This window comes from Microbacterium lacus, from assembly GCF_039531105.1.
In the GTDB taxonomy this organism is placed as follows: domain Bacteria; phylum Actinomycetota; class Actinomycetes; order Actinomycetales; family Microbacteriaceae; genus Microbacterium; species Microbacterium lacus.
The window spans coordinates 1,468,322-1,491,872 of sequence record NZ_BAAAPK010000001.1 but is presented as its reverse complement, the minus strand read 5'-3'; the positions used below and the strand labels follow the sequence as shown (position 1 = coordinate 1,491,872).

The window sequence follows — 23,551 nt, the reverse complement described above, 5'->3', positions numbered from 1 at the left end:
TGCGTCCCCGGCGAAACCATCCGAGCGTCGGGCGCACGACGTCGTGTCGAGCGCACGACCTGTCCGCGAGGGGATGCCGCGCAGTGGGCAACAGGTCGTGCACTCGACCTGAAGTGGGAGCGCGCTACTCGCGCAGGGTCGCGCCGAAGCGCTCGGCCGCGACGGCGACACCCGCGAGCTTCGCCTCGGTCGCCTCGGCGGCCGTCAGCGTGCGGTCGGGAGCGCGGAAGCGCAAGGCGAACGTCAGGCTCTTCGCCCCGTCCGGAAGACCGGTCCCCCGGTAGTCGTCGACGAGACGCGCGGATTCGAGCAGGTCTCCGGCGCCCTCGACGAGCGCCGCGCGCACGTCGCCGGCCGGAAGATCCGCCCCGACGACGAGCGAGACGTCCTGGGTCGCCGCCGGGTAGCCCGACAGCGACGCTGCGACGACGCGGTCGCCGGCCAGCGAGAGCACGAGGTCGAGGTCGAGCTCCGCGACGATGACACGTCCCGGCAGGTCGGCCGCTTCGGCCACCGCCGGCAGCAGCTCCCCCAGGTACCCGACCTGGGTTCCGCGGACCGTGAGGACTCCCGTGCGGCCGGGGTGCAGCGCCGCGCGCTCACCCTGCTCGATGTCGATCTGCACACCTGCGGCGACCCCGATCGTCCGGACGGCGTCCAGGGCATCGGCGACGTCGGCGGGCTGCGCGGCGGTCCCGGGCTGCTTCGCGACGACCGCGCCGGTCAGGAGCACAGCGACGTGACGCGGCTGCGGCGGGATGCCGGCATCCAGCGCCGCGAGCGTGCCGGCGTCCGGACGCACGGCCGACGGCGGCACGAACGGCGTGCCGTAGAGCACACCCTCGGCGGGCAGGAACACCGTGCCGGACTCGAACAGCGCCAGGTCGGTGAAACCACGCGAGAGGTTGCGGTGCGCGACGCGGAGGAGGCCGGGCACGAGGCTACGCCGCAGGAACGGCGTCTGTCCGTCGAGCGGGTTCGCGAGCTTGATGCTCGGCAGGTGTCCGCCGCTCGCGGAGCCGTGCAGGTCGTTCTGCTCCTCGGTGGTGAACGGGAACGACGGCGTCTCCACGTAGCCCGCCGCGGCGAGCGCGTTTGAGACGCGTCGGCGCCCCTGCTGCGCAGGTGTGAGCCCGCGGCCCGACGGCGGCGTGGGCAGGATCGACGGGATGCGGTCGTAGCCCTGGATCCGGGCGACTTCCTCCGCGAGCGTCCACTTGTCGGTGAGGTCCGGTCGCCAGGACGGCGCGAAGGCCACGAGGTCCCCCTCGCGCTCGTGCACGGCGCACCCGATCAGCTCGAGCGATCCGATGATCTCCTCGCGCGTGTACGCGACGCCGATGAGGCCCTCGACGAAGCCGTGCGGCAGCTCGATCCCGGGGAACTCGTAGCCCGCGAGCAGCGCACCGCCCTCGCGACGATCGGTGCCGCCGGCGTACGCGACCATGAGGTCGACCGCGCGCTGGGCCGCCACGAACGGGATGTTCGGATCGACACCGCGCTCGAAGCGCCGCGAGGCCTCCGAGGGCAGCTTGTGCCGCCGGGCCGTGCGGGCGATCGAGACCGGGTCGAAGGTCGCCGCCTCGATCAGGACGTTGCGGGTCGCATCGGTCATCTCGGTCGCGCCGCCGCCCATGACTCCGGCCAGGCCGATCGGGCCGGACTCGTCGGTGATCAGCAGGTCCTCGGCGTCGAGCGTGCGCACCTTGCCGTCGAGCGTCTCCAGAGTCTCCCCCGCGCTCGCCCGCCGGACGGTGATGCCGCCCTGGAGCCGATCGAGGTCGTATCCGTGCAGGGGCTGGCCGAGCTCGAGCATCACGTAGTTGGTGATGTCGATCAGGATGCCGAGCGGCCGGATACCCGCGAGGGTCAGGCGCGAGATCATCCATGCCGGGGTCGGCCGGGTGGGGTCGACGTCGCGCACGATGCGGGTGACGAACTCGGTCGCCCCCACGCGCCCGCGGATCGGCGTGAGGTCGGCGACCGTCGAACGGAAGGCGTCGGTCGTGTGCTGCACCTCGCCCCACGCACGGAGCCCCGGGTCGGTGAACGCCGCCCCGGTGGCGTGCGAGTACTCGCGTGCGACGCCGCGGATCGACAGCGCGTAGCCGCGGTCGGGAGTCACGTTGATCTCCACCGCCACGTCGTCCAGGCCGAGAAGCGCGATCGCGTCGGTCCCTACTGGTGCGTCGATGCCGAGCTCGACGAGGCGGAGGATGCCGGAGTGCTCGTCGCCGAGTCCGAGCTCCTTCGCGGAGGCGATCATGCCGTCCGAGACGTGTCCGTACGTCTTGCGCGCCGCGATCGGGAAGGGGCCGGGCAGTACCGAGCCCGGCAGCGTGACGGCGACCTTGTCGCCGACGAAGAAGTTGCGGGCGCCGCAGACGATGCCGTGCACGGCAGGGCCGCCGTCGGCGGCGAGTTCACCGTCGGGCGCGACCTGCACCTGACACCAGCGGATGGTCTTGCCGTTGGACTGCGGCTCCTCGACGAACTCGAGCACCTCGCCGACGACGATGGGGCCCTGCAGCTCGAAGCGGTGCACGTCCTCCTCTTCGAAGCCGACGCGCACCAGAGCCGCGAGCACGTCCTCGGGAGCGGCATCCGCCGGCACATCGACGTACTCACGCAACCACGACAGCGGGACGCGCATCAGACCACCATTCCGAACTGCTCGCTGAAGCGGACATCACCCTCGGCCATGTCGCGCATGTCCTGCACGTCGCTGCGGAACATGAGGGTCCGCTCGATCCCCATCCCGAACGCGAACCCGGAGTACTCCTCCGGGTCGATTCCCGCCGCCCGGAGGACGTTCGGGTTGACCATCCCGCAACCGCCCCACTCGATCCAGCGCGCGCCGCCCTTGAAGGTCGGGTGCCAGAGGTCGAGCTCTGCGGAGGGCTCGGTGAAGGGGAAGTAGTTCGCGCGCAGGCGGGTCTTGGCCTCGGCGCCGAACAGCGCGCGGGCGACGTGGTCGAGCGTGCCGCGCAGGTGCGCCATCGTGATGCCCTTGTCGATCACGAGTCCCTCGAACTGCGAGAACACCGGCAGGTGCGTCGCGTCGAACTCGTCGGTGCGATACACGCGCCCGGGCGAGATGACGTAGATCGGCAGGTCGCGGGTCAGCATCGACCGCATCTGGACGGGGCTCGTCTGCGTCCGCAGGACCAGGTGGCGGGCGACCGGGTCCACATAGAACGTGTCCTGCATCTGGCGGGCCGGGTGGTCCTCGTCGAGGTTGAGCGCGTCGAAGTTGTACCACTCGTGCTCGAGCTCGGGGCCTTCGGCGATCTCCCATCCCATTCCGATGAAGATGTCGCCGATCTGCTCCTGCAGAAGGGTGAGCGGATGCCGCGCACCGGTGCGCGCGCGCTGCGGGAGCGCGGTCATGTCGATCCGCTCGCTCTCGAGCTTCGCGGCGGTCTCGGCCTCGGCGATCACGCTCTCGCGCGCTGCGAGAGCCTGATTCACGCGGGCACGGGCCTGGCCGACGAGCTTGCCGAACTCCGCCTTGCGCTCCGGGGCCACCTGCCGCAGGCGCGCGTTCAACGCGGCCAGCGGCGAGCCCTCGCCGGCGTGCGCGGCACGGGCGGCCTTCAGCGCCGGCGTATCGGACGCTGCGCCGATCGCCTCCAGTGCCGCCTGGACAGCGGCATCCACCGCGTCGGGGGTGATTTCGGGTTCGTCAGACACGAAAGACGAGTCTACCGACGACGGATGCCGCTCCCCCGCCGCCGGATCCCGCTCACCCCTCGTCGCGCTGGGCGACGATAAGCTCGGTGTCGGTCGTCGGAGCCTCACCGGCGCCGACGACGACCGAGGACCGGGGAGAGGAGCGCAGTCGCTTCTCGGCGATGCTCGCCACCCAGGACAGGAGGAGGCACAGCGAGATGTAGATCGCACCGGCGACGATCGCGGCCTGGATGAGCGGCGAGTCCAGCGTCGCCGAGGAACCGAGGTCCTTGGCGTACTTGAGCAGCTCGGGGTACGTGATGATGAAGCCGAGTGCCGTGTCCTTGAGGGTCACCACGAGCTGGGCGATGATGACCGGCAGCATCGCCCGGATGGCCTGCGGCAGCAGCACGAGTCGCATGACCCCGCTCTTGCGGAGTCCGATCGCGTAGCCCGCCTCCCCCTGACCGCGCGGAAGCGACTCGACGCCGGCGCGGATGACCTCGGCGAGCACCGACCCGTTGTAGACGATGAGGGCGATGACGACCGCGAGGTACGTGTCCATCTTGATGCCGATGACCGGCAGCCCGTAGTACAGCAGCAGCATGAGGATCAGGACGGGGATCGCGCGGAAGACCTCGATCACGGCGGTCACCGGGATGCGCACCCACGCGTGGTCCGACAGGCGGCCGAGCGCGAGGACGAAGCCGAGGACGAGCGCACCGATCGCCGCGGAGACGAACGCCGCCAGCGTGCGCAGCGTCGCGAGACCGAACTGCTCCCACACACGCGTGTAGGTGAAGGCCGACCACTTCGAGGCCGAGAACTGACCGGTGACGGCGAACCGCCAGATGATGAAGCCGAGGATCGCGAGCACCGCGATCACGGTGACCGCGCCGAGGACGCGGTTGCGGGCGATCGCGCGCGGGCCGGGGACGTCGTACAGGACCGAAGTCATCGCGCGACCCTCCACTTCTTCTCGAGGGCTCTCTGCAGGGCCGCCAGCAGGAGCACCATGACGACGAAGACGACCATGACCCACAGCAGCACGACGAGCTGGTTCTCGCCGTTCTCACTCATCTCGGCACGGATGTTGCCGAGATTCACGACCGAGAAGCCCGCGGCGACCGTGGTGTTCTTCAGCAGGGCGATGAAGACACTCATCATGGGCGGGATGACCGAGCGGGCGGCCTGCGGCAGCACGACGCTGCCCATCACCTGGCCGAACGTGAGGCCGAGGGCGCGGGCGGCCTCGGCCTGACCCACCGGCACGGTGTTGATGCCGGAGCGGATCGTCTCGGCGACGTAGGTCGCGGTGTAGATGCCGAGCGCCCAGATCGCCAGCACGAGGAAGTTCACCCGGAAGTCGACCAGGAGCGGGATCCCGAAGGCGAAGAAGAAGAAGATCAGGGTCAGCGGGGTGTTGCGGATCGTGTTGACGTACACCGTGCCGACCGTCCGTGCGATCGGGATGGGCGAGACGCGCATCGCGCCGATCAGGAGACCCAGGACGATGGCGATGAGCCCACCGCCGAAGAACAGCACGACCGTGCCGATGAGGGCCTGGACCCACAGATCGGGGTAGTCGGTGATCACATTCACGACCGGGTGCTCCTTGATCGTCGCGGGGGAAGAGAGTGAGGTGGCGGCATCCGCTGCGGGATGCCGCCACCACAGGGTCAGTCGACGGCGGGCTGCTCGACCTCGATGCCGGAGGCACCCAGGTTCTTCTCGAAGATGGCCGTCCAGATGTCGCCGCCGTCGGTGAACAGCGTGTTCACGTAGTCGACGAACACGGTGTCACCCTTCTGGATGCCGACGCCGTAGCGCTCCTCGCTGAAGACGTCACCGACGACCTTGAGGTTGTCGGGATCCTGCGCGGCGTAGCCGATCAGGATGGCCTGGTCGGTCGTGATCGCGTCCACCTGGCCGGACTTCAGCTGCTCGACGCACTGGGAGTACGTGTCGAACTCGACGGTCGACGCCTCGGGGTGCTCGTCCTTGATTCGCTGGATCGAGGTCGATCCGGTCGCAGAGCAGACCGTGGCACCCTCGAGGGTGTCGACCCCGGTGATGTCCTCGTTGTCGGCGGCGACGAGCAGACCCTGGCCCGTGATGAAGTACGGGCCGGCGAAATCGATCTGCTCCTTGCGCTTGTCGGTGATCGAATACGTGCCGACGTAGTAGTCGATGTCACCGTTGACGAGCGCCTGCTCGCGGTTCGCCGAGGGGATCGCGGTGAATTCGATCTTGTCCTCGTCGTATCCGAGCGATGCCGCGATCCAGCGGGCGATGTCGACGTCGAAGCCGGTGCGCTCACCGGTCGCCTGGTCGAGGTAGCCGAGACCGGGCTGGTCCTCCTTCACGCCGATACGGACCTTGCCGTTCTCGGTGATCGTGTCGAACGTCGGGCTGCCCTCGAGCGAGACGTCGGTGGCCACTTCGAACCACGTGCCCTCCTCTTCGCCGGCCGCTTCGCTCGGGTCGGCTCCGGGGGTGCCGCTGTTGCAGCCCGTGAGGGCGAGCAGCGCGGCTGCGGCGATGCCGATTCCTGCGAGCATTCGTGAGTTACGCATGTGATTCTCCTTGTGTCGCGTATCCATTGGTGCGTTTCGTATCCGACGTTCGGGTCGTGCGGGTGCGGGTCGTGCGGGTGCGGGTCGTGCGGGTGCTGGTCGGGGCGTCAGTGCGTGATGAGCTTGGAGAGGAAGTCCTTCGCACGGTCGGTGCGCGGACGCTCGAAGAAGTCGTCGGGCTTCTGGTCCTCGAGGATCTGACCGTCGGCCATGAAGACCACGCGATCGGCGGCCTTCCGCGCGAAGCCCATCTCGTGGGTGACGACGATCATCGTCATGCCCTCCTGGGCGAGACCGACCATGACATCGAGGACCTCGTTGATCATCTCGGGGTCCAAGGCCGAGGTGGGCTCGTCGAACAGCATGACCTTCGGGTTCATCGCGAGCGCGCGGGCGATCGCGACGCGCTGCTGCTGCCCGCCGCTGAGCTGCGCGGGGAGCTTGCTCGCCTGATGACCGACACCGACGCGGTCCAGGAGCACCTTGGCCTCGCGCTCGGCGTCGGCCTTCTTCATCTTGCGGACCTTGATGGGCCCGAGCGTCACGTTCTCGAGGATCGTGAGGTGGGCGAACAGGTTGAACGACTGGAACACCATGCCGACGTCCGCGCGCAGGGCGGCGAGCCCCTTGCCCTCTTTCGGGAGTTCCTTCCCGTCGATCGTGATGGTTCCGGAGGTGATCGTCTCGAGGCGGTTGATCGTGCGGCAGAGCGTGGACTTGCCCGAGCCGGAGGGCCCGATCACGACGACGACTTCGCCGCGGTGCACGGTCAGATCGATGTCGCGCAGCGCCTGGAAGTCGCCGTAGTGCTTCTGCACGTCGGTGATCACCACGAGCGGTTCGCCGCGGCGCACGTCGATGTTGGACGTCTTCGGTGCCGAGGGGTCGGGGGTCGTCATCCCGTCACCCTATGCGCGGGCTGTGGACCGATCGAGTGATTGACAGCGGCCTTTACCGGACTGTAATCAGATCGGAACCGCCGTGCGTCAGCTCCCCGAACGCTGCGCGAAAGCCGTTTCGTACAGGCACACGCTCGCGGCGGTGGCGAGATTGAGCGACTCCGCGCTGCCGTAGATCGGCAGGCGAAGAGCCAGATCGGCGAGCGCGAGAGCATCGTCCTCGAGGCCGCGCGCCTCATTGCCGAACAGCCATGCGGTGGGCTCCGCGAGGATCTGCCGCGACGCCAGGAAATCCTCGCCGCCCACGTCGGCGGCGATCACCCGAACCCCGGCCGCGTGTGCGCGGTCGATCGCGGAGGCGAGGTCGACACCCACCGCGATCGGCAGGTGGAACAGCGACCCGGTGGTCGCCCGCACGACTTTGGGGTTGTACGGATCCACCGTCCGGCCGGTCAGGATGACGGCATCCGCGCCCGCGGCGTCGGCGGCGCGGATGATCGTCCCGAGGTTGCCTGGGTCGCGCACCTCGTCGCAGATCGCGACCAGGCGCGGAGATGCGGCGAACACCTCGCGCACCGAGCTCGGGGTCTGGCGGGCGACGGCGACGATGCCCTGCGGCGTGACCGTGTCGGCCATCGCGTCGAGCACGTCCTCAGTCGTGAAGACCACCTCGAGGCCGGCCGCGAGCGCGGCATCCCGCACATCTGTGTGCCGCTCGAGCGCTGAAGGCGTCGCGAACAGCTCCAGGACGGTGTCCGGCCGATACGCGAGCGCCTCGCGGGCTGCTTGCGGACCTTCGAGCAGGAACAGACCGGTCTCCTGCCGTGCACTGCGCTTGGTCAGCTTCGCGACGGCGCGGACGCGGGGCGAGCGCGGGTTCTCGAGCACAGTTCAGTGTAGAGCGGCGGCGGCGCGCGCACGCGAAGGGGCGCCCTCCGAAACGGGAGGACGCCCCTTCGACAGGCGGATGCCGGTGTTACGCGCTCTTGGGCGCGTTCACGTTCTCGGGCAGCGCGGCCTTGGCCGTGGCGACCAGCGACGCGAACGTCGCGGGCTCGTTGACCGCGAGTTCGGCGAGCATGCGGCGGTCGACCTGGACGCCGGCCAGGCCGAGACCCTGGATGAGACGGTTGTACGTCAGGCCGTTCTGGCGGCTCGCGGCGTTGATGCGCTGGATCCACAGACGGCGGAAGTCGCCCTTGCGCTTGCGACGGTCGCGGTACGCGTAGACGAGCGAGTGGGTGACCTGCTCCTTCGCCTTGCGGTACAGGCGCGAACGCTGACCCCGGTAACCGGAGGCGCGCTCGAGGATGACGCGACGCTTCTTGTGGGCGTTGACGGCCCGCTTGACTCTAGCCATTTCTGAATGTTCCTATCGTGATTCGGCGCGCTCAGCGGCCGAGAAGCTTCTTGGCCTGCTTGGCGTCGGCCGGGGACAGCACCTGGTCCTGGTTGAGGCGCCGGGTCCGCTTGCTGGCCTTGCCCTCGAGGTTGTGGCGCATACCGGCCTGCTGCTTCATCAGCTTTCCGCTGCCGGTGATCTTGAACCGCTTCTTGGCACCCGAGTGGGTCTTCTGCTTCGGCATCTCATGTTCCTTCGTGTGTCGCCCTCGCGGGCTTCGTGGGTGTTCCCGCGAGGCGGGGGTCTGTGGGGCTTACTCGGCCGCGGCCGGAGCCTCGTCCGCGGCGGGACCGCCGTGGGCGGCCGAGCGGGCCGCCTCCTTGTTCGCAGCGCGCTGGGCGTTCTGCTCGGTCTTCACTTCGGACTTGTTCTTGTGGGGAGCCACGACCATGACCATGTTGCGACCGTCGATCGTGGGGCTCGACTCGACGGTTCCGAACTCCGCGACGTCCTCTGCGAACTTGCGCAGGAGACGCACGCCCTGCTCGGGACGGGACTGCTCACGCCCGCGGAACAGGATCATCGCCTTGACCTTGTCGCCCGCCTTGAGGAAGCCCTCGGCGCGCTTGAGCTTGGTCGTGTAGTCGTGGGCCTCGATCTTCAGACGGAAACGCACCTCTTTGAGGATGGTGTTCGCCTGGTTGCGTCGGGCCTCTTTGGCCTTCTGCGCTGCTTCGTACTTGAACTTCCCGTAATCCATGATCTTGACCACGGGCGGCTTCGAGTTGGGTGCCACCTCGACGAGGTCGAGGTCGGCATCCTGCGCCAGACGCAGGGCCACCTCGATGCGTACGACGCCGACCTGCTCTCCGTTCGGGCCGACGAGGCGGACCTCGGGCACGCGGATGCGGTCATTGGTGCGGGGATCGCTGATGCGGAGCTCCTCTTTCATGCGGGTGTCGGCCACCGCGAAGCGGGATGCATCGCGGGCGGAAGAGCGACTCGATTCCACCCGCACAGCGCTGGAGCGCCGGCTTGCGCACCCGACCCCCACCGCGATTCCGGTGGAGCGACCCCGTCCGCGAGCGGACGGGGCGGAGTGCATGACCCGGTAGCCTGGAGCGGCAAGCGCGGGTGGGATCTGATCCTCTTTCGTTCCGGAGCACAACGCTCCGAAGCCCGCGCAAGTCTAGCAGAGAGTGACACGTGGACACGATTCGGGACGGCGACGACGATCTTCAGGCCGGGCGGCTCGCTCAGGATGCCGAGCGGCAGGCGCGGTGGGAGGCTCAGGAGCGCGCGGCATCGGCCGCGACCCGCGACATCGCGGACGTCCCTGCGGTCGAGGTCATCACGACCGCCGCGGTGCACCTCATGAGTGCCGCCGCGGTGAAGGTCGGTCTCGCCGACGACCCCGGTGCGCAGAAGGACCTGGACGAAGCGCGGAAGCTCATCAACGCGCTGGCCGGACTCATCACTGCGGGGGCTCCCGAGATCAGTGACATGCACGCGCGGTCGCTGCGCGACGGACTGCGTTCACTGCAGTTGGCCTTCCGTGAGGCATCCGTCATCCCCGACCCCATCGGCAAAGGCCCCGGCGAGAAGTGGACCGGCCCGGTCACCTGACCGGGCGCGCGCTCACTGCTCTCCGATCCGCTCTGCGGCGCGGCGCAGCGCCGCGAGGGACTCGGCGACCGCTTCGTCGTCCGTGCCGGCGTTGCTGACGGAGAACCGCAGCACGGCGCGGCCGTGCCATTCCGAGGAGGATGCGAACGCGACCCCGTCGGCGCGGAGCAGCTCGCCGAGCGCTCTGGTCGCCTCGTCCGTGCTCGCGGCGACGCAGACCTGGGTGAAGACGACGTCGTTGAGCACCTGCAGCCCCGGAACAGCGGTGACCCCGTCGGCGAGGAGCTGAGCGGACCGCGTCAGCCGGTCCATCAGGGCCGCGACCCCCGACGTGCCGAGCGATCGCAGCGCCGCCCACACCGGGACGCCCCGCGCCCGGCGGGACATCTCCGGCACACGCTCGTGCGGATCCGCATCGGCGGTCGTGGTTGCGGTCAGGTAGCTCGCGTGGGTGCCCATCGCCTGGCGCAGACTCACCCGGTCGCGGACGATCGCGACGCCGCAGTCGTACGGGACGTTCAGCGTCTTGTGGGCGTCGGTCGCCCACGAATCGGCATCCTCCGCGCCGCGCATCAGGTGACGCGATCGTGGACTCGCGCCCGCCCAGAGTCCGAATGCGCCGTCGACGTGCACCCAGGCACCGGCGTCGTGCGCGACAGCCACGCACTCCGCGAACGGATCGAACGCGCCGGAGTGGACGTTTCCCGCCTGCAGCGCGAGGATCGTGGGGCCCGACCTGCCCGCCAGCGCCTCTGCCAGCAGATCGGGCCGGATGCGACCCTGATCGTCGGCGTCGATGAGCTCCGCGGCGCCGAGGCCGAGAAGCCGCGCGGCGAGGTCGACCGAGCCGTGCCTCTCCGCACCCGCGAGGAACCTGATCGGCGGACCCCCGGCGAGCCCGCGCTCATCGGCATCCCACCCCGCGTCGCGGAGCACGCGCGTGCGGGCGGCCGCGAGACCGGTGAGGTTCGCCATCGTGGCCCCCGTCGTGAAGCCGACGTCGCACGCCGGGTCGAGGCCGAGCAGCTCGCACAGCCAGCGACCGGCGAGGTCCTCTGCGGCGACGACGCCCGTCGTGACCTCGCGCATCCCCGCGTTCTGATCCCACGCCGAGACGAGCCAGTCCGCCGCGAGCGACGCCGGCAGGGTGCCGCCCATCACCCAGCCGAAGAATCTCGGCGACTGCGACGCCATGAGCCCGGGCTCGACCGCCCGGATGAGGGCGTCGATCACGTCGCCGGGCGGCTCGGGATCGGTCGGCAGCTCCAGCCCGAGACGGGACTGCGTCTCGGCGACGCCGGTCGTCGCCGGGATGCCGCGCTCCGGCATCCGCGTCAACCAGTCCACGGCAGCCGCGTGCGCCCGATCGAGGGCCTCTGCCGCCGCGGGGGCGGATCGAGTGTCGTCGAAGGATGTCTGTGTCATCGCTGACCTCCTCGTGAGCCTGATCCTCCTCCTGGGGAGGAGGAGCGACAAGCCGCCTCTCAGATACCCGCTCTCCGAACCGTGTCCCCGAGATGGTGGTCCTCCCCCGAATGGTGGTTCTCCCCCCGAGATGGTGGTTCTCCCCTCGAGATGGTGGTTCTCCCCTCGAGATGGTGGGTTTACCCCCGAGATGGTGGGTTTACCCCCGAGATGGTGCGTTTCCCGCCGAGATGGTGGGTTTACCCCCGAGATGGTGCGTTCCCCATCGAGATGGTGGGTTTACCCCCGAGATGGTGGGGACCATCTCGAGGGAAAAGGGACCATCTCGGCAGAAATGGGACCATGTCGGCGGCGGGAGACGGACGGGGGCGAGGGCGAGGGCGAGGGAAGGATCAGGAGCGGATGAGCTTCACCGTCAGCGAATCGACCAGCACCGCCACGCGGTCATCGGCCGCCCACCGCTTCGCGAGCCGGCCGAGGACGGCATCCAGCTCCGCCTGCTCCAAACCGTGGATCAGCTCCAGCCGGACGATGAGCTCCGGCCCGCGCAGGCGCCCCGAAGGGTCACCGGCCTCGACGGAGAGGTCGAGCACGGCGAGCTCGCCGCCGATGCTGGCCTGCAGCCCGGCGAAGACCTCGGGTGAGGTGTAGCTCGGCTCCCACGGCAGCCCCTGCGCGACCGCCCAGACCGCCGGCCGGCGCAGCACGAACTCCGTGTCGGACCCGGGGTCGATCACGATCAGATCCGTTTCGTCCGCGGATGCCGCGAGGGCGGTGCGCGGACCGTCGGCAGGCACCGGGCGGGCGGCGGCATCCCAGCGGGACATCGCAGCGACGGAGGTGAAGACGGGGAGGACCCGACGTCCGTCGGGAGCGGCGACCGTGACGATCGAGAGCTCCTGAGTCTTGTCGACCGCAAGACCGTGCGGTCCGACGCCGTGATCGCCCTTCTCGGCGAGGAGCGGGATCAGGAGCCGAGCCGACCGATACGCGTCCACGACGGCGACGGCATCGCCCAGAATCCCGGCCGCGACCTCCGCCCGGAACGCGGTCAGCGCCGCCAGAAGTGCGGGATCGGCCGAACCGTCGTCGCCGGAGTGAGGATTGGGCTCGAAGCTGCGCCCCTCCCACGGGACCCCGGCCGAATCACCCGCGTGGGGATGATGCCCGTCAGTGCCCTGCGACATCCAGCGCCTCGGCGAGCGTGAACGCGCCCGCATACAGGGCCTTGCCCACGATCGCGCCCTCGACGCCGAGGGGAACGAGGTCGCGGAGCGCCGCGATGTCGTCCAGGCTCGACACACCGCCGGAGGCGATCACGGGCTTCGGCGTGCGTGCGGTGAGCTCACGGAGCAGCTCGATGTTGGGCCCCTGCAGAGTGCCGTCCTTCGTCACGTCGGTCACGACGTAGCGGCTGCACCCGGCGGCCTCGAGCCGGTCCAGCACGGTCCACAGGTCGCCGCCCTCCTGGGTCCAGCCGCGCGCGGCGAGCGTCGTGCCGCGGACATCCAGGCCCACCGCGATCAGATCGCCGTACCGGCCGATGACATCCGCCGCCCACTCGGGGTTCTCCAGCGCCGCGGTGCCGAGGTTGATGCGCGATGCGCCGCTCTCCAAGGCGGCCTCCAGGCTGCGATCGTCGCGGATCCCGCCGGAGACCTCGACCTGCACGCCGCGCACCTGCTTGATGACCTTGCGGATCACCGCGGTGTTGCTGCCGCGTCCGAACGCCGCGTCGAGGTCGACGAGGTGGATCCACTCGGCGCCCTGCTTCGCCCATTCGAGGGCGGCATCCACCGGGTCGCCGTAGTTCGTCTCCGTGCCGGCCTCCCCCTGCGTGAGGCGGACGGCCTTGCCGTCGGCGACGTCGACAGCGGGCAGCAGGATCAACTCAGGCGTTGACGCGAAATCGTTCATGGCTCCTCGTGCGGAATGACGCGGGAGCGCAGTGCTCGCGCAGGTGGCACGATCTCAGAGGGTAGCCCCGCCGAGCCCGTCGATCCAATTCGCGAGAAGACGGATGCCGGCATCCCCCGACTTCTCCGGGTGGAACTGCGTGGCAGAGAGCGGTCCGTTCTCGACAGCCGCGAGGAACGGGCGCCCATATGTGCACCACGTGAGCGCCGGTGCGGGGAACGGGCGCTGCACCTCGAGCGTCCAGTGCTGCGCGGCGAATGAGTGCACGAAGTAGAACCGCTCGCTCTCGATGCCGCGGAACAGCCGCGAGCCCTCACTGGCCTCGACGGTGTTCCAGCCCATGTGCGGAAGGACGGGAGCGTCGAGCTCCGTGACCGCGCCGGGCCACTCCCCCAGGCCCTCGGTGTCGACGCCGCGTTCGACGCCGTGCTCGAACAGCACCTGCATGCCGACGCAGATGCCGAGCACGGGTCGACCGCCCGCGAGGCGCCGGTCGATGATCTCGTCGCCTCGGCGGGCACGAAGCGCCTCCATGACCGCGCGGAACGCACCGACACCGGGCACGACGAGGCCGGCGGCGTCGTCGATGAGCCCGCGATCGGCGGTCAGGCGCGCATCGGCACCGGCGGCGATGAGCGCCTTGACGGCGGAATGGACATTGCCTGAGCCATAGTCCAGCACCGCGACGAGCGGCCGTTCGGCGCGCTCGTCCGGCGTGGCGGATTCCGTCACAGAGCACCCTTCGTGCTCGGGACACCCTCGATCAGCGGGTCGAGTGCCTTCGCCTGACGGAACGCCCGGGCGAAGGCCTTGTACTCGGCCTCCGCGATGTGATGGGGGTCGCGGCCGGCGAGCACGCGGACGTGCACCGTGAGTCCGGCGTTGAATGCGATCGCCTCGAAGGTGTGCCGCACGAGCGAACCGGTGAAGTGCCCGCCGATCAGGTGCAACTCGTAGCCCGCGGGCTCACCGTCGTGGACGAGGTACGGGCGTCCGCTGATGTCCACGACCGCCTGCGCGAGTGCTTCATCCAGCGGCACGAGGGCGTCGCCGTAGCGAGAGATGCCGGACTTGTCACCCAGCGCTTCACGGATCGCCTGCCCGAGGACGATCGCGACGTCCTCCACGGTGTGGTGCGCGTCGATGTCGGTGTCGCCGGACGCCCGCACGGTCAGATCGGTCAGCGAGTGCTTCGCGAACGCCGTGAGGAGGTGGTCGAAGAACGGCACCGTCGTGTCGATGTGGCTGCGGCCCGTCCCGTCCAGGTCGAGTTCGAGTTCGACGGTGGATTCGCTCGTCGAGCGACGGATCGAAGCCGTGCGGGGGCTTCCGGGGCGGCTCATGAGGACGAGTCTAGTGAGGCGAGCGCGTCCAGGAACGCGGTCGTCTCCTGCTCGGTGCCGGCCGTCACACGGAGGTGGTGAGGGATGCCGACATCCCGGATCAGTACCCCGTGGTCGTACAGACCCTGCCAGGTGGCGGCGGGGTCGTCGACGCCGCCGAACAGCACGAAGTTGGTCCAGGACTCGTAGGGGTCGTAACCGATCGCGTCGAGGGTGGCTGACATCCGGTCGCGCTGTGCGACGATCTCATCGACCATCGCGAGCATCGTGTGCGAGTGACGCAGAGCTGCGGATGCCGCCGCCTGCGTGAGCGCGCTCAAGTGGTACGGCAGGCGCACGAGGCGGAGGGCGTCGATGAGCGCGGGGTCGGCGGCGAGGTATCCCACTCGGGCTCCGGCGAACGCGAAGGCTTTGCTCATGGTCCGCGAGACGACCATCCGCTCGCGGCCCGGCAGCAGCGCGAGGGCGGATCCCGCGTCGTGCGGTGCGAACTCCTGGTAGGCCTCGTCGACCACCACGATGCCGTCCGTGGCGTCGTAGATCGCAGCGATCGCCTCGAGGCTCATCGGTGTGCCGGTCGGGTTGTTGGGCGAGCAGAGGAAGACGACATCCGGTGCCGCCTCCTCGACCTGCCTCGTCGCGTCGTCGACCTCGACGGAGAAGTCCGGGCCGCGCGTGCCGGCGATCCACTCCGCACCGGTCGCGCGGGTCAGAAGCGGATACATCGAATACGTCGGCGCGAAGCCGAACGCGGTGCGGCCCGGCCCGCCGAACGCCTGCAGCACGTGCTGCAGGACTTCGTTCGAGCCGTTCGCCGCCCAGATCTGCTCGCGCGTGACCCCGTAGCCGAGATACTCCGCGAAGCCCTCGCGCAGCGCCGTGAACTCCCGATCGGGATAGCGGTTCACGTCCCGGAGAGCGAGCGCGACGGCATCCAGGATGTCGTCGGCCACATCCTGCGGCACGGGGTGGGTGTTCTCGTTCACGTTGAGGGCGACGGGCAGCGCGGCCTGGGGGGCGCCGTATGGCGTCATCCCTCGGAGGTGGTCGCGCAGGGGAAGGTCATCGAGGCGGATGCTCACCTCTCCCATGGTAGAGCCGCCGCGACGCCCGGTCCGCGTGAAGAGGCGACCGCCGGCACTCAGGGTGCGGTGTCGTACTCGCTCGGGATCGCGAGCTGCTGCCCGGCTGACACCGTCACGCCGTCGAGCGCGTTCAGGCGCACGATCGCGTCGACCACATCGCGCGGGTCCGCACCCGGCGCGACCTGCTCGGCGATGGACCACAGCGACTGCCCTGCCGTCACCGTGACGGTCGTGAACGACTCCGCCGGCGCGCCGGCGTCGCGCGAGGCCAGAGCGCTGCCGCCGCTGACGACCGCAAGACTCAGGGCGATCACGGCCGGCAGCGCTGCGATCGACGCCAGCACCCGTCGCCCGCGGGCCGTCAGACGCAGCCGCGTGGCACGGTGCCCCGCGATGTCGCCGTAGGACCGGGTCGGAATGCTGATGGCGGTCATGTCGTCCTCCTGGATGAAGAGAAGAGATTCGCACCCCCGCCTCGGCCGGGAGGCCGGGATGCGAAGCTCTCTTCCGAAGCTATCTTCGATGTTCTACGATGTCAACCGGTATTCGACGTCTCTGATGTTCGAACGCGACACGCGGACGTGATGCCCGGACACCGGAGCCGAACCGGATACGGTTTCGATGGGAACACCCCACCACGGACCTCCGACATTCGAAGACGATGCCCGGATCGGGAGAGACAGGAGCGGGACAGATGAGCGACGCGAGCGGACGCGACAAGCCCCAGACGCGACGGCGCAAGAGCCTCAGCGACAAGCAGCTCGCGATCCTGGAAGTCATCCAGCGGTCGATCGCGCGGCACGGCTACCCGCCGAGCATGCGCGAGATCGGTGACGCCGTCGGGTTGAAGTCGCTCTCCAGCGTGACGCACCAGCTCAACCAGCTCGAACTCAGCGGATACCTCCGCCGCGACGCCGGCAAGACGCGTGCGATGGAGGTGCTGATCGATCTCCCCGGCATGTCCACCGAGAACCCGGCGGACACGGCTCCGAGCGTGGGCGACGCCGCGATGGTGCCGCTGGTCGGACGCATCGCCGCGGGTACGCCCATCACGGCCGAGCAGCAGGTCGAGGAGATCTTCCCTCTCCCCCGTCAGCTCGTCGGCAAGGGCGACCTGTTCATGCTGAAGGTGCAGGGCGAGTCGATGATCGACGCGGCGATCTGCGACGGCGACTGGGTCGTCGTGCGTCAGCAGCAGACGGCGCAGAACGGCGATATCGTGGCGGCGATGCTCGACGAAGAAGCGACGGTCAAGACGTTCCGTCAGCGCGACGGGCACACGTGGCTCCTGCCCCGCAACTCGGCGTTCGAGCCGATTCTCGGCGACGACGCGGTCGTGCTCGGCAAGGTCGTGGCGGTCCTGCGCGCCGTCTGAGCCGCCGGCGCGATTATCACCCGTTCCGGGTGGGATGCCGCGCGGCCGTTTGCGCCAGGATGAGGTCATCCGCACCGAGGAGGCCCCATGTCCGCCATGACCGACGACGATCTGCGCGCCGAACTGGACGCGCTGCGCGCCGAGAACGCGGCGCTCCGCGCGCGGGACACGGACGCCGTCGCGCCGGAGCCCCGCACCGCACGCTGGCGCGCCTTCGTCTCCGCGCTGTGCATCGTGATCGCGACGATCCTCGTCCCCACCTCCATCGTCGCCGCCTGGGCGCGGGTGCAGCTCGTGGAGGAGGACGCGTTCGTCAGCACACTCGCGCCGCTCGTCGACGATCCCGCCGTGCAGGGACTCATCATCGACGAGACGATGACCGCGATCACCGATCAGGTCGACTTCGACCAGCTCACCGCGAACGTGTTCGACGGCATCGCCGACCTCGGCCTCCCGCCGCGCGCCGTGCAGGCCCTCGGGCTCCTCCAGGCTCCCGCGGCGGACGGCCTTGAGAGCCTGGTCGATCAGACCGTGACGAGGGTGGTGCAGTCCGACGCGTTCTCGGACGTCTGGGCCACCGCCACGCGCGCGGCGCACCGCGCCCTCACGACGGCGGCGACATCGGACGGCGGCGGACTGGTCGTGAGGACCCCGGACGGAGTCGGCATCCAACTCGGGGCCATCGTCGATCGCGTGAAGGCGAACCTCGTCGACCGCGGCGTCGGCATCGCGCAGCTGATCCCGTCGGTGGACAAGGTCGTCATCGTCGGCGAAGGGGACAATCTGGCCGCGATCCGGACCGGCTACGCCCTCACCGCGGCCCTGGGATGGTGGCTGCCCGTCCTCACCCTCGGCCTCTTCGGTCTCGGCATCCTCTTCGCCCGGCGACGGAGCGTCGCGATCCTCGGGTCGGGCATCGGCTTCGCGATCGGCGCGGCAACGCTCGTCGCCGGCCTGTCGGTCGGGACGGTGGTGGTGAGCACCGTCGCGGGCGATCTGGATCTGTCGCCGGCGGCGCTGGACGCGATCTACCAGCGCATGGTCGGGGCGATGCAGCAGACGGCCCTCGTGGGCGTGCTGCTGGGCGTGCTGATCGCACTGGTGGGCTGGCTCATGGGCCGTTCGAAGCCCGCGCGCAGCGTCCGCTCGACCGCGGAGGCGCTCAACGGGTCCGCCCGCCGGCAGCTGGCGGCGCGGGGCCTGGACACCGGGGCCTTCGGAGCGTGGCTCGGCCGCTACCGGGTTCTCGTGCGCACGATCATCGCCGTCCTCGCCGTGCTGTGGCTGTTCGCGCTGCGTCCGCTCACGGTCGGCGACATCCTCCTCGTCGTGGTCGTCGCACTCGTGGTCGGCTGGACGCTCGAACTTCTGCAGCGGCGGGACGACGCGGTCGTTCCCGCTGCCGCGGACGACTTGTCCCCCGCATCTGACACCGTCGGCCCCGCGGACGTGACCGACACGACGGTCGTGACCGACGGCCCGACCACGGCACGGTGATCGAACCGGTCGGCGTCAGCTCACGCGCGATCGTGCCGGCCTGACATCGAGCCGCGATGTCATCCGTGCGGCGTGATCGTGCGCCGGCCCACAGGGCTCGTGGCCAGCAGGTCGGCTTCGCGCAGCACGGCCAGCACGGTCTCGTGGTTGTTGAACGCGTACAGGTGGACGCCGGGCGCGCCGTGGTCTGACACCTCGCGGGCGAGCTCGGCGGCGTGGGAGATGCCGATCCGTGCCTGATCCTGCGGGGTGCTCTCCCGTGCGAGCGCTTCCGCGAGCGCGCGCGGCCGCGCTTCGCCGGTCAGTTCGAGAACGCGGTGCAGACGCGCCGGAGAGGTGATCGGCATGATGCCGGGGAGGATCGGCATCGTGACCCCCGCGTCGCGCGCCTCATCGACGAAGCGCAGGTAGTCCTCGGCGTCGAAGAAGAGCTGCGTGATCGCGAGCGTCGCACCGGCCGCCTCTTTCGCGACCAGCGCGTCGATGTGCTCACGCGGATGCCGGGAGCGCGGGTGGCCGTTCGGGAACGCGGCGACCGCGACCTGCGCGGGCCGGCGGCGGTTGACGCCGACCGCACCCGGCAGCCCCGGGATGCCGTACTCGGTGTACGGCGAACGCTCCGCCTGGACGCGCCCGATGAGCTGCGTCAGCTGGGCGGCGCTCTCGAGATCGCCGAGGAACTCGTCGCCCTCGGCCGCGCCGGCGGGCGGATCGCCGCGCAGGGCGAGGAAGCTCAGGATGCCGGCATCCAGGAATTCGCGGATGAGCGCGGTCGCCCCTTCGTAGGTGTTGCCGACGCACGTCAGGTGGGCGAGCGGCTCGACGTCCGTCTCTCGGCGGATGTGCTTCAGGACCTCGAGCGAGCGCCCACCGGTGGACCCGCCCGCGCCGTACGTGACGGAGATGAATCGCGGGCCGACCGCGGCGAGCTGCCGGATCGTTTCGTGCAGGGCCGCCTCGCGGGCATCGGTCCGGGGCGGGTAGAGCTCGAAGGAGAAGGGCACCACGGGCGCGCTGCCGGTGGGCGCGGGTGCAGTGAGGTCGAAAGTCATGAGCGTTTCAGATCGAGTCGGTGGGCCGGACGGCCGCGATACGCGCACGGGCGCGTCTGCGTCGCGGGCGGGTGCCGGGCTCGGCTGTCGCTCCAGCCCGGTCGGTGCCGGGCGATGATGCTCGACGGTATCGGATCGGGACACGCGCCGCGAGGCCGTGTTGCGCTCTGTGTCGGCACCGGACTCGCCCGCTGCGCATCGGGACCTGCAGCCGGCTCGGATACCGGCCTACGGTGGAGGCATGACCCAGACCCTCCCCTACGGATCCTGGCCCTCTCCGTTGACCGCCGCCGAGGTGTCGGCCGCGACGCCCCGCATCGACGGTGCACGCTTCGTCGGCGCGGACGTGTGGTGGGGCGAAGGCATCGCGGACCAGGGCGGGCGCACGGGTGTCCGCCGCCGCGACGCGTCCGGTGCGGTCGTGGACGTCCTGCCCGCACCGTGGAGCGCGAGGTCCCGCGTGCACGAGTACGGTGGCGGCGCGTGGACGGCGACGCCGGACGGTGTCCTGCTGTTCGTGGAGCGATCCGATCAGCGCGTCTACGCGCTGTCGGCGGGCCAGGAGCCGCGACCGCTCACTCCCGCGGGCACCGGCGACCGCTACGGCGGATTGTCGTGGCAGGACGGCACGCTCCTCGCCGTCCGCGAGACCCACGACGGCCGCCCGGTGCCGACTCGCGCGATCGTCGCGATCCCGACGGACGGTTCCGGACCGACCGAGATCGTCGCCGACAGCGACTTCGTCGCGCACCCGGCGCTGTCCCCCAGCGGGCGCCACATCGCGTGGATCGCGTGGAACCATCCGAATATGCCGTGGGACGCGTCCGAAGTCCGCGTGGGCCGCCTGGAGGACGGCGTCGTCGCCGAGTGGGCGACGATCGCGGGAGGTTCGAGCTCGCCCGTGCAGCCCGTGTGGGTCGGCGATGACGACCTGCTGTACGCCGACGACACCTCGGGCCGCTGGAACCTGTGGCGCGAGCACCTGTCGGCGGACCTGCCTCGGCGGCCCGTGGCGCCCGCAGATGCGGACACCGGCGGACCGATCTGGGTACTGGGCACGCGCTGGTTCACCCCCGTCGAGGGTGGCCGCGTCGTGGCGGTGCGCACGCACGGCGACGATTCCCTCGTGCTCATCGACGCCGACGGGACGGTGCGCGAGCTCGCGGCATCCCTCACCTCAGAGGTGTGCATCGAGGACGTCCGCGGATCGCGCGTGCTCGTCTCCGGCTCCTCGGCCACCGCGCCGAGCGAGCTGCGGATCATCGACGTCGACGATCCGTCGGGCGGCCTCCTCGTCCACGGCGGCGCACCGGAGTGGGCCGACGAATGGATGCCGCGCCCCCGCCCCGTGACGTTCGACGGGCCGACCGGCCCCGTCCACGCGTTCGACTACCCGCCGAGGAACCCCGGCGTCCAGGCATCCGAGGACGAACGCCCGCCGTACGTCGTGCTCGTGCACGGCGGACCGACCGCGCACCGTGGGGGTGCGGCATCCGGGCGGATCGCGTACTTCACCAGCCGGGGAATCGGCGTGCTGGACGTGAACTACGGGGGCTCCAGCGGCTACGGCCGGGCATATCGGGAACGGCTGCGAGGGCAGTGGGGCGTCGTGGACGTCCAGGACGTCGCCGCCGCTGCCGACGGCCTCGCAGCGACCGGAGCCGCCGACGCGCGCCGGATGGCGGTGGCCGGCGGGTCCGCCGGCGGCTGGACGGTGCTCGCCGCCCTCGTGAGCACCGACACGTTCGCGGCCGGGATCTCGCGCTACGGCGTCGGCGATGCCCGGACGCTCGCGACCGACACGCACGACTTCGAGGCGCGCTACCTGGACGGACTCATCGGCCCGCTTCCCGAGGCGGAACAGCTGTACATCCAGCGCTCACCGCTGAGCAGACCCGAGCGGTTCCGTGTCCCCCTGTTGCTCCTGCAGGGGGACGAGGACCCGGTGGTTCCGCCCGCGCAAGCCGAGGCGATCCGCGACGCTCTGCGCGCGCACGGGGTTCCACACGCGTACATCCTGTTCGAGGGCGAGGGTCACGGGTTCCGGCGGGCGGAGAACGTCATCCGGGCTCTCGAGAGCGAGCTGGCGTTCCTCGGCGCCGTCTTCGGGTTCGACACGCCCGGGGTCGCGCGGCTCGAGCTGGACTGACGGGTCAGAGCGCGAACGCCGCGAGCTCCGCCGCCAGACGCTCGGACACGTGCGCGTGCAGGGCCGTACCGCCCTCCTCGTGCGTCTCGGAGACGATGATGCCGCTCTCGTGCGCCGCCGACACCAGGTCGCCGCGGTCGTAGGGCACGAGCGCACGGATCTCCACCGCCGGCAGCGGCAGCGCCGCCTCGATCGCCGCGCGCAGCTCATCGATGCCCTCACCGGTGCGCGACGAGGCGAACAGAGCACGCGGCTCGAGTCCACGCAGCACGAGGCGGGTGTCCTCGTCGACGAGGTCGGCCTTGTTGAAGACGACGATCTCGGTGATGTCGCGCGCACCGACGTCGCCGATCACATCGCGGACCGTCTGCAGCTGCGCGGCGGGATCGGGGTGCGCGGCATCCACGACGTGGACGATCACGTCCGCCTCGCCGACTTCCTCGAGAGTCGACCGGAAGGCCTCGACGAGCTGGTGCGGCAGATTGCGGACGAAGCCGACCGTGTCGGTGAGCGTGTAGACGCGTCCGTCGGATGCAGCGGCACGGCGCACCGTCGCATCGAGCGTCGCGAACAGGGCGTTCTCGACGAGGACTCCCGCGCTGGTGAGACGGTTCAGCAGGCTGGACTTGCCGGCGTTGGTGTACCCGGCGATCGCGACCGAAGGGATCGTGTGGCGTTTGCGCTCGGCGCGTTTGGCATCGCGTGCGGGAGCGAAATCACGGATCTGTCGGCGCAGCAGGGCCATTTTGGTGCGGATCCGCCGGCGGTCGAGCTCGATCTTCGTCTCACCGGGACCGCGTGAACCCATTCCCGCGCCGCCCGCGCCCACCTGGCCACCGGCCTGGCGGCTCATCGAGTCGCCCCAGCCGCGCAGGCGCGGCAGCAGGTATTCGAGCTGGGCGAGCTCGACCTGGGCCTTGCCCTCGCGGCTCTTCGCGTGCTGGCTGAAGATGTCGAGGATCACCGTCGTGCGGTCGATCACCTTGACCTTCACAACGTCCTCGAGCGCGCGACGCTGGCTCGGCGCGAGTTCGGTGTCGGCGATCACGGTGTCCGCACCCACCGCGGCGACGATGTCCCGCAGTTCCGCCGCCTTGCCTCGCCCGACGTACGTGGCCGGGTCCGGGTGCGGTCGGCGCTGCATGACACCGTCGAGCACGACGGCGCCGGCGGTCTCGGCGAGAGCCGCGAGTTCGCGCAGGGAGTTCTCCGCGTCCTCCTGCTCGCCCTGCGGATGGACGCCCACGAGCACGACGTTCTCGAGGCGGAGCTGCCGGTATTCGACCTCGGTGACGTCCTCGAGCTCGGTGGACAGCCCCGGCACCCGACGCAGGGCCGCGCGCTCCTCGCGGTCCCACTGCTCTCCGTCCGTGTCGGACGAGGTCGCGGTCGCGGTGTCCTGCAGCGCCTGAGCGGCACCGAACACGCGGACGCCCGCGTGGGACTGCGCTCGGTCGAGGACGCGCTGCACCGGGTCGACCGCCTCGTCGACCTGCACAGCGTCCGATTTCGTGGTATCCGTCATGGGTTCCTTCCGTGATGCCCGTAAACTCTAGCTCTTGCTCCCCCGGGTGCTCTCTCCGCTACGCTCGC

23 protein-coding genes are annotated in these 23,551 nt (G+C 70.1%); 4 read left to right on the top strand and 19 right to left on the bottom strand.

What is annotated here, in order from left to right; all coding sequences use genetic code 11:
* Positions 1 to 124: 124 nt before the first annotated feature.
* The 10 genes from pheT to infC form a co-directional block, all read right to left on the bottom strand.
* On the bottom strand, positions 125 to 2,653 hold the full coding sequence (gene pheT / locus ABD197_RS06975) for a phenylalanine--tRNA ligase subunit beta (protein ID WP_344052963.1): 2,529 nt from the start codon (positions 2,651 to 2,653) through the stop codon (positions 125 to 127).
* Positions 2,653 to 3,693: a phenylalanine--tRNA ligase subunit alpha gene (pheS, locus tag ABD197_RS06970; RefSeq protein WP_344052961.1), complete on the bottom strand. Its 1,041-nt coding sequence runs from the start codon at positions 3,691 to 3,693 to the stop codon at positions 2,653 to 2,655. Before pheS ends, pheT begins: the two co-directional genes overlap by 1 nt.
* Before the next feature lie 52 nt (positions 3,694 to 3,745).
* Positions 3,746 to 4,630 (bottom strand): amino acid ABC transporter permease, encoded by an 885-nt coding sequence (locus tag ABD197_RS06965; RefSeq protein ID WP_344052959.1) that lies wholly within the window; start codon positions 4,628 to 4,630, stop codon positions 3,746 to 3,748.
* Complete coding sequence (locus tag ABD197_RS06960) at positions 4,627 to 5,274, bottom strand: amino acid ABC transporter permease (protein WP_344052958.1); 648 nt, start codon at positions 5,272 to 5,274, stop codon at positions 4,627 to 4,629. The genes ABD197_RS06965 and ABD197_RS06960 overlap by 4 nt, the downstream gene beginning before the upstream one ends.
* Positions 5,275 to 5,351: 77 nt before the next feature.
* Positions 5,352 to 6,248, bottom strand: coding sequence for a glutamate ABC transporter substrate-binding protein (locus tag ABD197_RS06955; RefSeq protein WP_344052956.1), 897 nt, complete (start codon positions 6,246 to 6,248; stop codon positions 5,352 to 5,354).
* Positions 6,249 to 6,355: 107 nt separating this feature from the next.
* Positions 6,356 to 7,147: an amino acid ABC transporter ATP-binding protein gene (locus ABD197_RS06950; RefSeq protein WP_344052954.1), complete on the bottom strand. Its 792-nt coding sequence runs from the start codon at positions 7,145 to 7,147 to the stop codon at positions 6,356 to 6,358.
* An 87-nt stretch (positions 7,148 to 7,234) separates the two neighbouring features.
* Positions 7,235 to 8,035, bottom strand: coding sequence for a TrmH family RNA methyltransferase (locus ABD197_RS06945; RefSeq protein ID WP_344052952.1), 801 nt, complete (start codon positions 8,033 to 8,035; stop codon positions 7,235 to 7,237).
* An 88-nt stretch (positions 8,036 to 8,123) separates the two neighbouring features.
* Positions 8,124 to 8,507, bottom strand: coding sequence for a 50S ribosomal protein L20 (gene rplT / locus ABD197_RS06940; protein ID WP_344052950.1), 384 nt, complete (start codon positions 8,505 to 8,507; stop codon positions 8,124 to 8,126).
* A gap of 31 nt (positions 8,508 to 8,538) precedes the next feature.
* A complete protein-coding gene (gene rpmI / locus ABD197_RS06935) occupies positions 8,539 to 8,733 on the bottom strand; it encodes a 50S ribosomal protein L35 (protein ID WP_179431930.1) in 195 nt (64 codons plus the stop codon).
* Between the two features lie 69 nt (positions 8,734 to 8,802).
* Positions 8,803 to 9,441 carry a translation initiation factor IF-3 gene (infC, locus tag ABD197_RS06930; protein ID WP_344055812.1) on the bottom strand — a complete coding sequence of 213 codons (639 nt, stop codon included), beginning with the start codon at positions 9,439 to 9,441 and terminating at the stop codon, positions 8,803 to 8,805.
* Between the two features lie 254 nt (positions 9,442 to 9,695).
* Between infC and ABD197_RS06925 the strand changes: the two genes are divergently transcribed.
* Entirely contained in the window at positions 9,696 to 10,115 is a 420-nt protein-coding gene (locus tag ABD197_RS06925; protein WP_344052945.1) for a DUF1844 domain-containing protein, read from the top strand.
* A 12-nt stretch (positions 10,116 to 10,127) separates the two neighbouring features.
* Here ABD197_RS06925 and ABD197_RS06920 read toward each other — a convergent pair whose 3' ends face one another.
* From ABD197_RS06920 to ABD197_RS06890, 7 genes are all read right to left on the bottom strand, one after another.
* Positions 10,128 to 11,540 (bottom strand): pyridoxal phosphate-dependent decarboxylase family protein, encoded by a 1,413-nt coding sequence (locus tag ABD197_RS06920; protein ID WP_344052943.1) that lies wholly within the window; start codon positions 11,538 to 11,540, stop codon positions 10,128 to 10,130.
* A gap of 392 nt (positions 11,541 to 11,932) precedes the next feature.
* Positions 11,933 to 12,727, bottom strand: a complete 795-nt coding sequence (locus tag ABD197_RS06915) for an SseB family protein (protein WP_344052941.1) — start codon at positions 12,725 to 12,727, stop codon at positions 11,933 to 11,935.
* Positions 12,711 to 13,457, bottom strand: coding sequence for a bifunctional 1-(5-phosphoribosyl)-5-((5-phosphoribosylamino)methylideneamino)imidazole-4-carboxamide isomerase/phosphoribosylanthranilate isomerase PriA (gene priA, locus ABD197_RS06910; RefSeq protein ID WP_344052939.1), 747 nt, complete (start codon positions 13,455 to 13,457; stop codon positions 12,711 to 12,713). Before priA ends, ABD197_RS06915 begins: the two co-directional genes overlap by 17 nt.
* 54 nt (positions 13,458 to 13,511) lie before the next feature.
* Positions 13,512 to 14,189, bottom strand: a complete 678-nt coding sequence (gene hisH / locus ABD197_RS06905; protein WP_344052937.1) for an imidazole glycerol phosphate synthase subunit HisH — start codon at positions 14,187 to 14,189, stop codon at positions 13,512 to 13,514.
* Positions 14,186 to 14,800 carry an imidazoleglycerol-phosphate dehydratase HisB gene (gene hisB / locus ABD197_RS06900; RefSeq protein ID WP_344052936.1) on the bottom strand — a complete coding sequence of 205 codons (615 nt, stop codon included), beginning with the start codon at positions 14,798 to 14,800 and terminating at the stop codon, positions 14,186 to 14,188. Before hisB ends, hisH begins: the two co-directional genes overlap by 4 nt.
* Positions 14,797 to 15,891 carry a histidinol-phosphate transaminase gene (locus ABD197_RS06895; protein ID WP_344052934.1) on the bottom strand — a complete coding sequence of 365 codons (1,095 nt, stop codon included), beginning with the start codon at positions 15,889 to 15,891 and terminating at the stop codon, positions 14,797 to 14,799. The genes hisB and ABD197_RS06895 overlap by 4 nt, the downstream gene beginning before the upstream one ends.
* A gap of 50 nt (positions 15,892 to 15,941) precedes the next feature.
* Positions 15,942 to 16,319 carry a LysM peptidoglycan-binding domain-containing protein gene (locus ABD197_RS06890; RefSeq protein WP_344052933.1) on the bottom strand — a complete coding sequence of 126 codons (378 nt, stop codon included), beginning with the start codon at positions 16,317 to 16,319 and terminating at the stop codon, positions 15,942 to 15,944.
* Between the two features lie 260 nt (positions 16,320 to 16,579).
* Between ABD197_RS06890 and lexA the strand changes: the two genes are divergently transcribed.
* On the top strand, positions 16,580 to 17,260 hold the full coding sequence (gene lexA / locus ABD197_RS06885; protein ID WP_344052931.1) for a transcriptional repressor LexA: 681 nt from the start codon (positions 16,580 to 16,582) through the stop codon (positions 17,258 to 17,260).
* 87 nt (positions 17,261 to 17,347) lie between these two features.
* Positions 17,348 to 18,757, top strand: coding sequence for a hypothetical protein (locus ABD197_RS06880; protein WP_344052929.1), 1,410 nt, complete (start codon positions 17,348 to 17,350; stop codon positions 18,755 to 18,757).
* A gap of 59 nt (positions 18,758 to 18,816) precedes the next feature.
* Here ABD197_RS06880 and ABD197_RS06875 read toward each other — a convergent pair whose 3' ends face one another.
* Positions 18,817 to 19,809, bottom strand: coding sequence for a methylenetetrahydrofolate reductase (locus ABD197_RS06875; RefSeq protein WP_344052927.1), 993 nt, complete (start codon positions 19,807 to 19,809; stop codon positions 18,817 to 18,819).
* Positions 19,810 to 20,050: 241 nt separating this feature from the next.
* Between ABD197_RS06875 and ABD197_RS06870 the strand changes: the two genes are divergently transcribed.
* Complete coding sequence (locus tag ABD197_RS06870; protein ID WP_344052925.1) at positions 20,051 to 21,958, top strand: dipeptidyl-peptidase 5; 1,908 nt, start codon at positions 20,051 to 20,053, stop codon at positions 21,956 to 21,958.
* 4 nt (positions 21,959 to 21,962) lie between these two features.
* Here the strand turns inward: ABD197_RS06870 and hflX are convergent, their stop codons facing one another.
* Positions 21,963 to 23,483 carry a GTPase HflX gene (hflX, locus tag ABD197_RS06865; RefSeq protein WP_344052924.1) on the bottom strand — a complete coding sequence of 507 codons (1,521 nt, stop codon included), beginning with the start codon at positions 23,481 to 23,483 and terminating at the stop codon, positions 21,963 to 21,965.
* Positions 23,484 to 23,551: the final 68 nt, after the last annotated feature.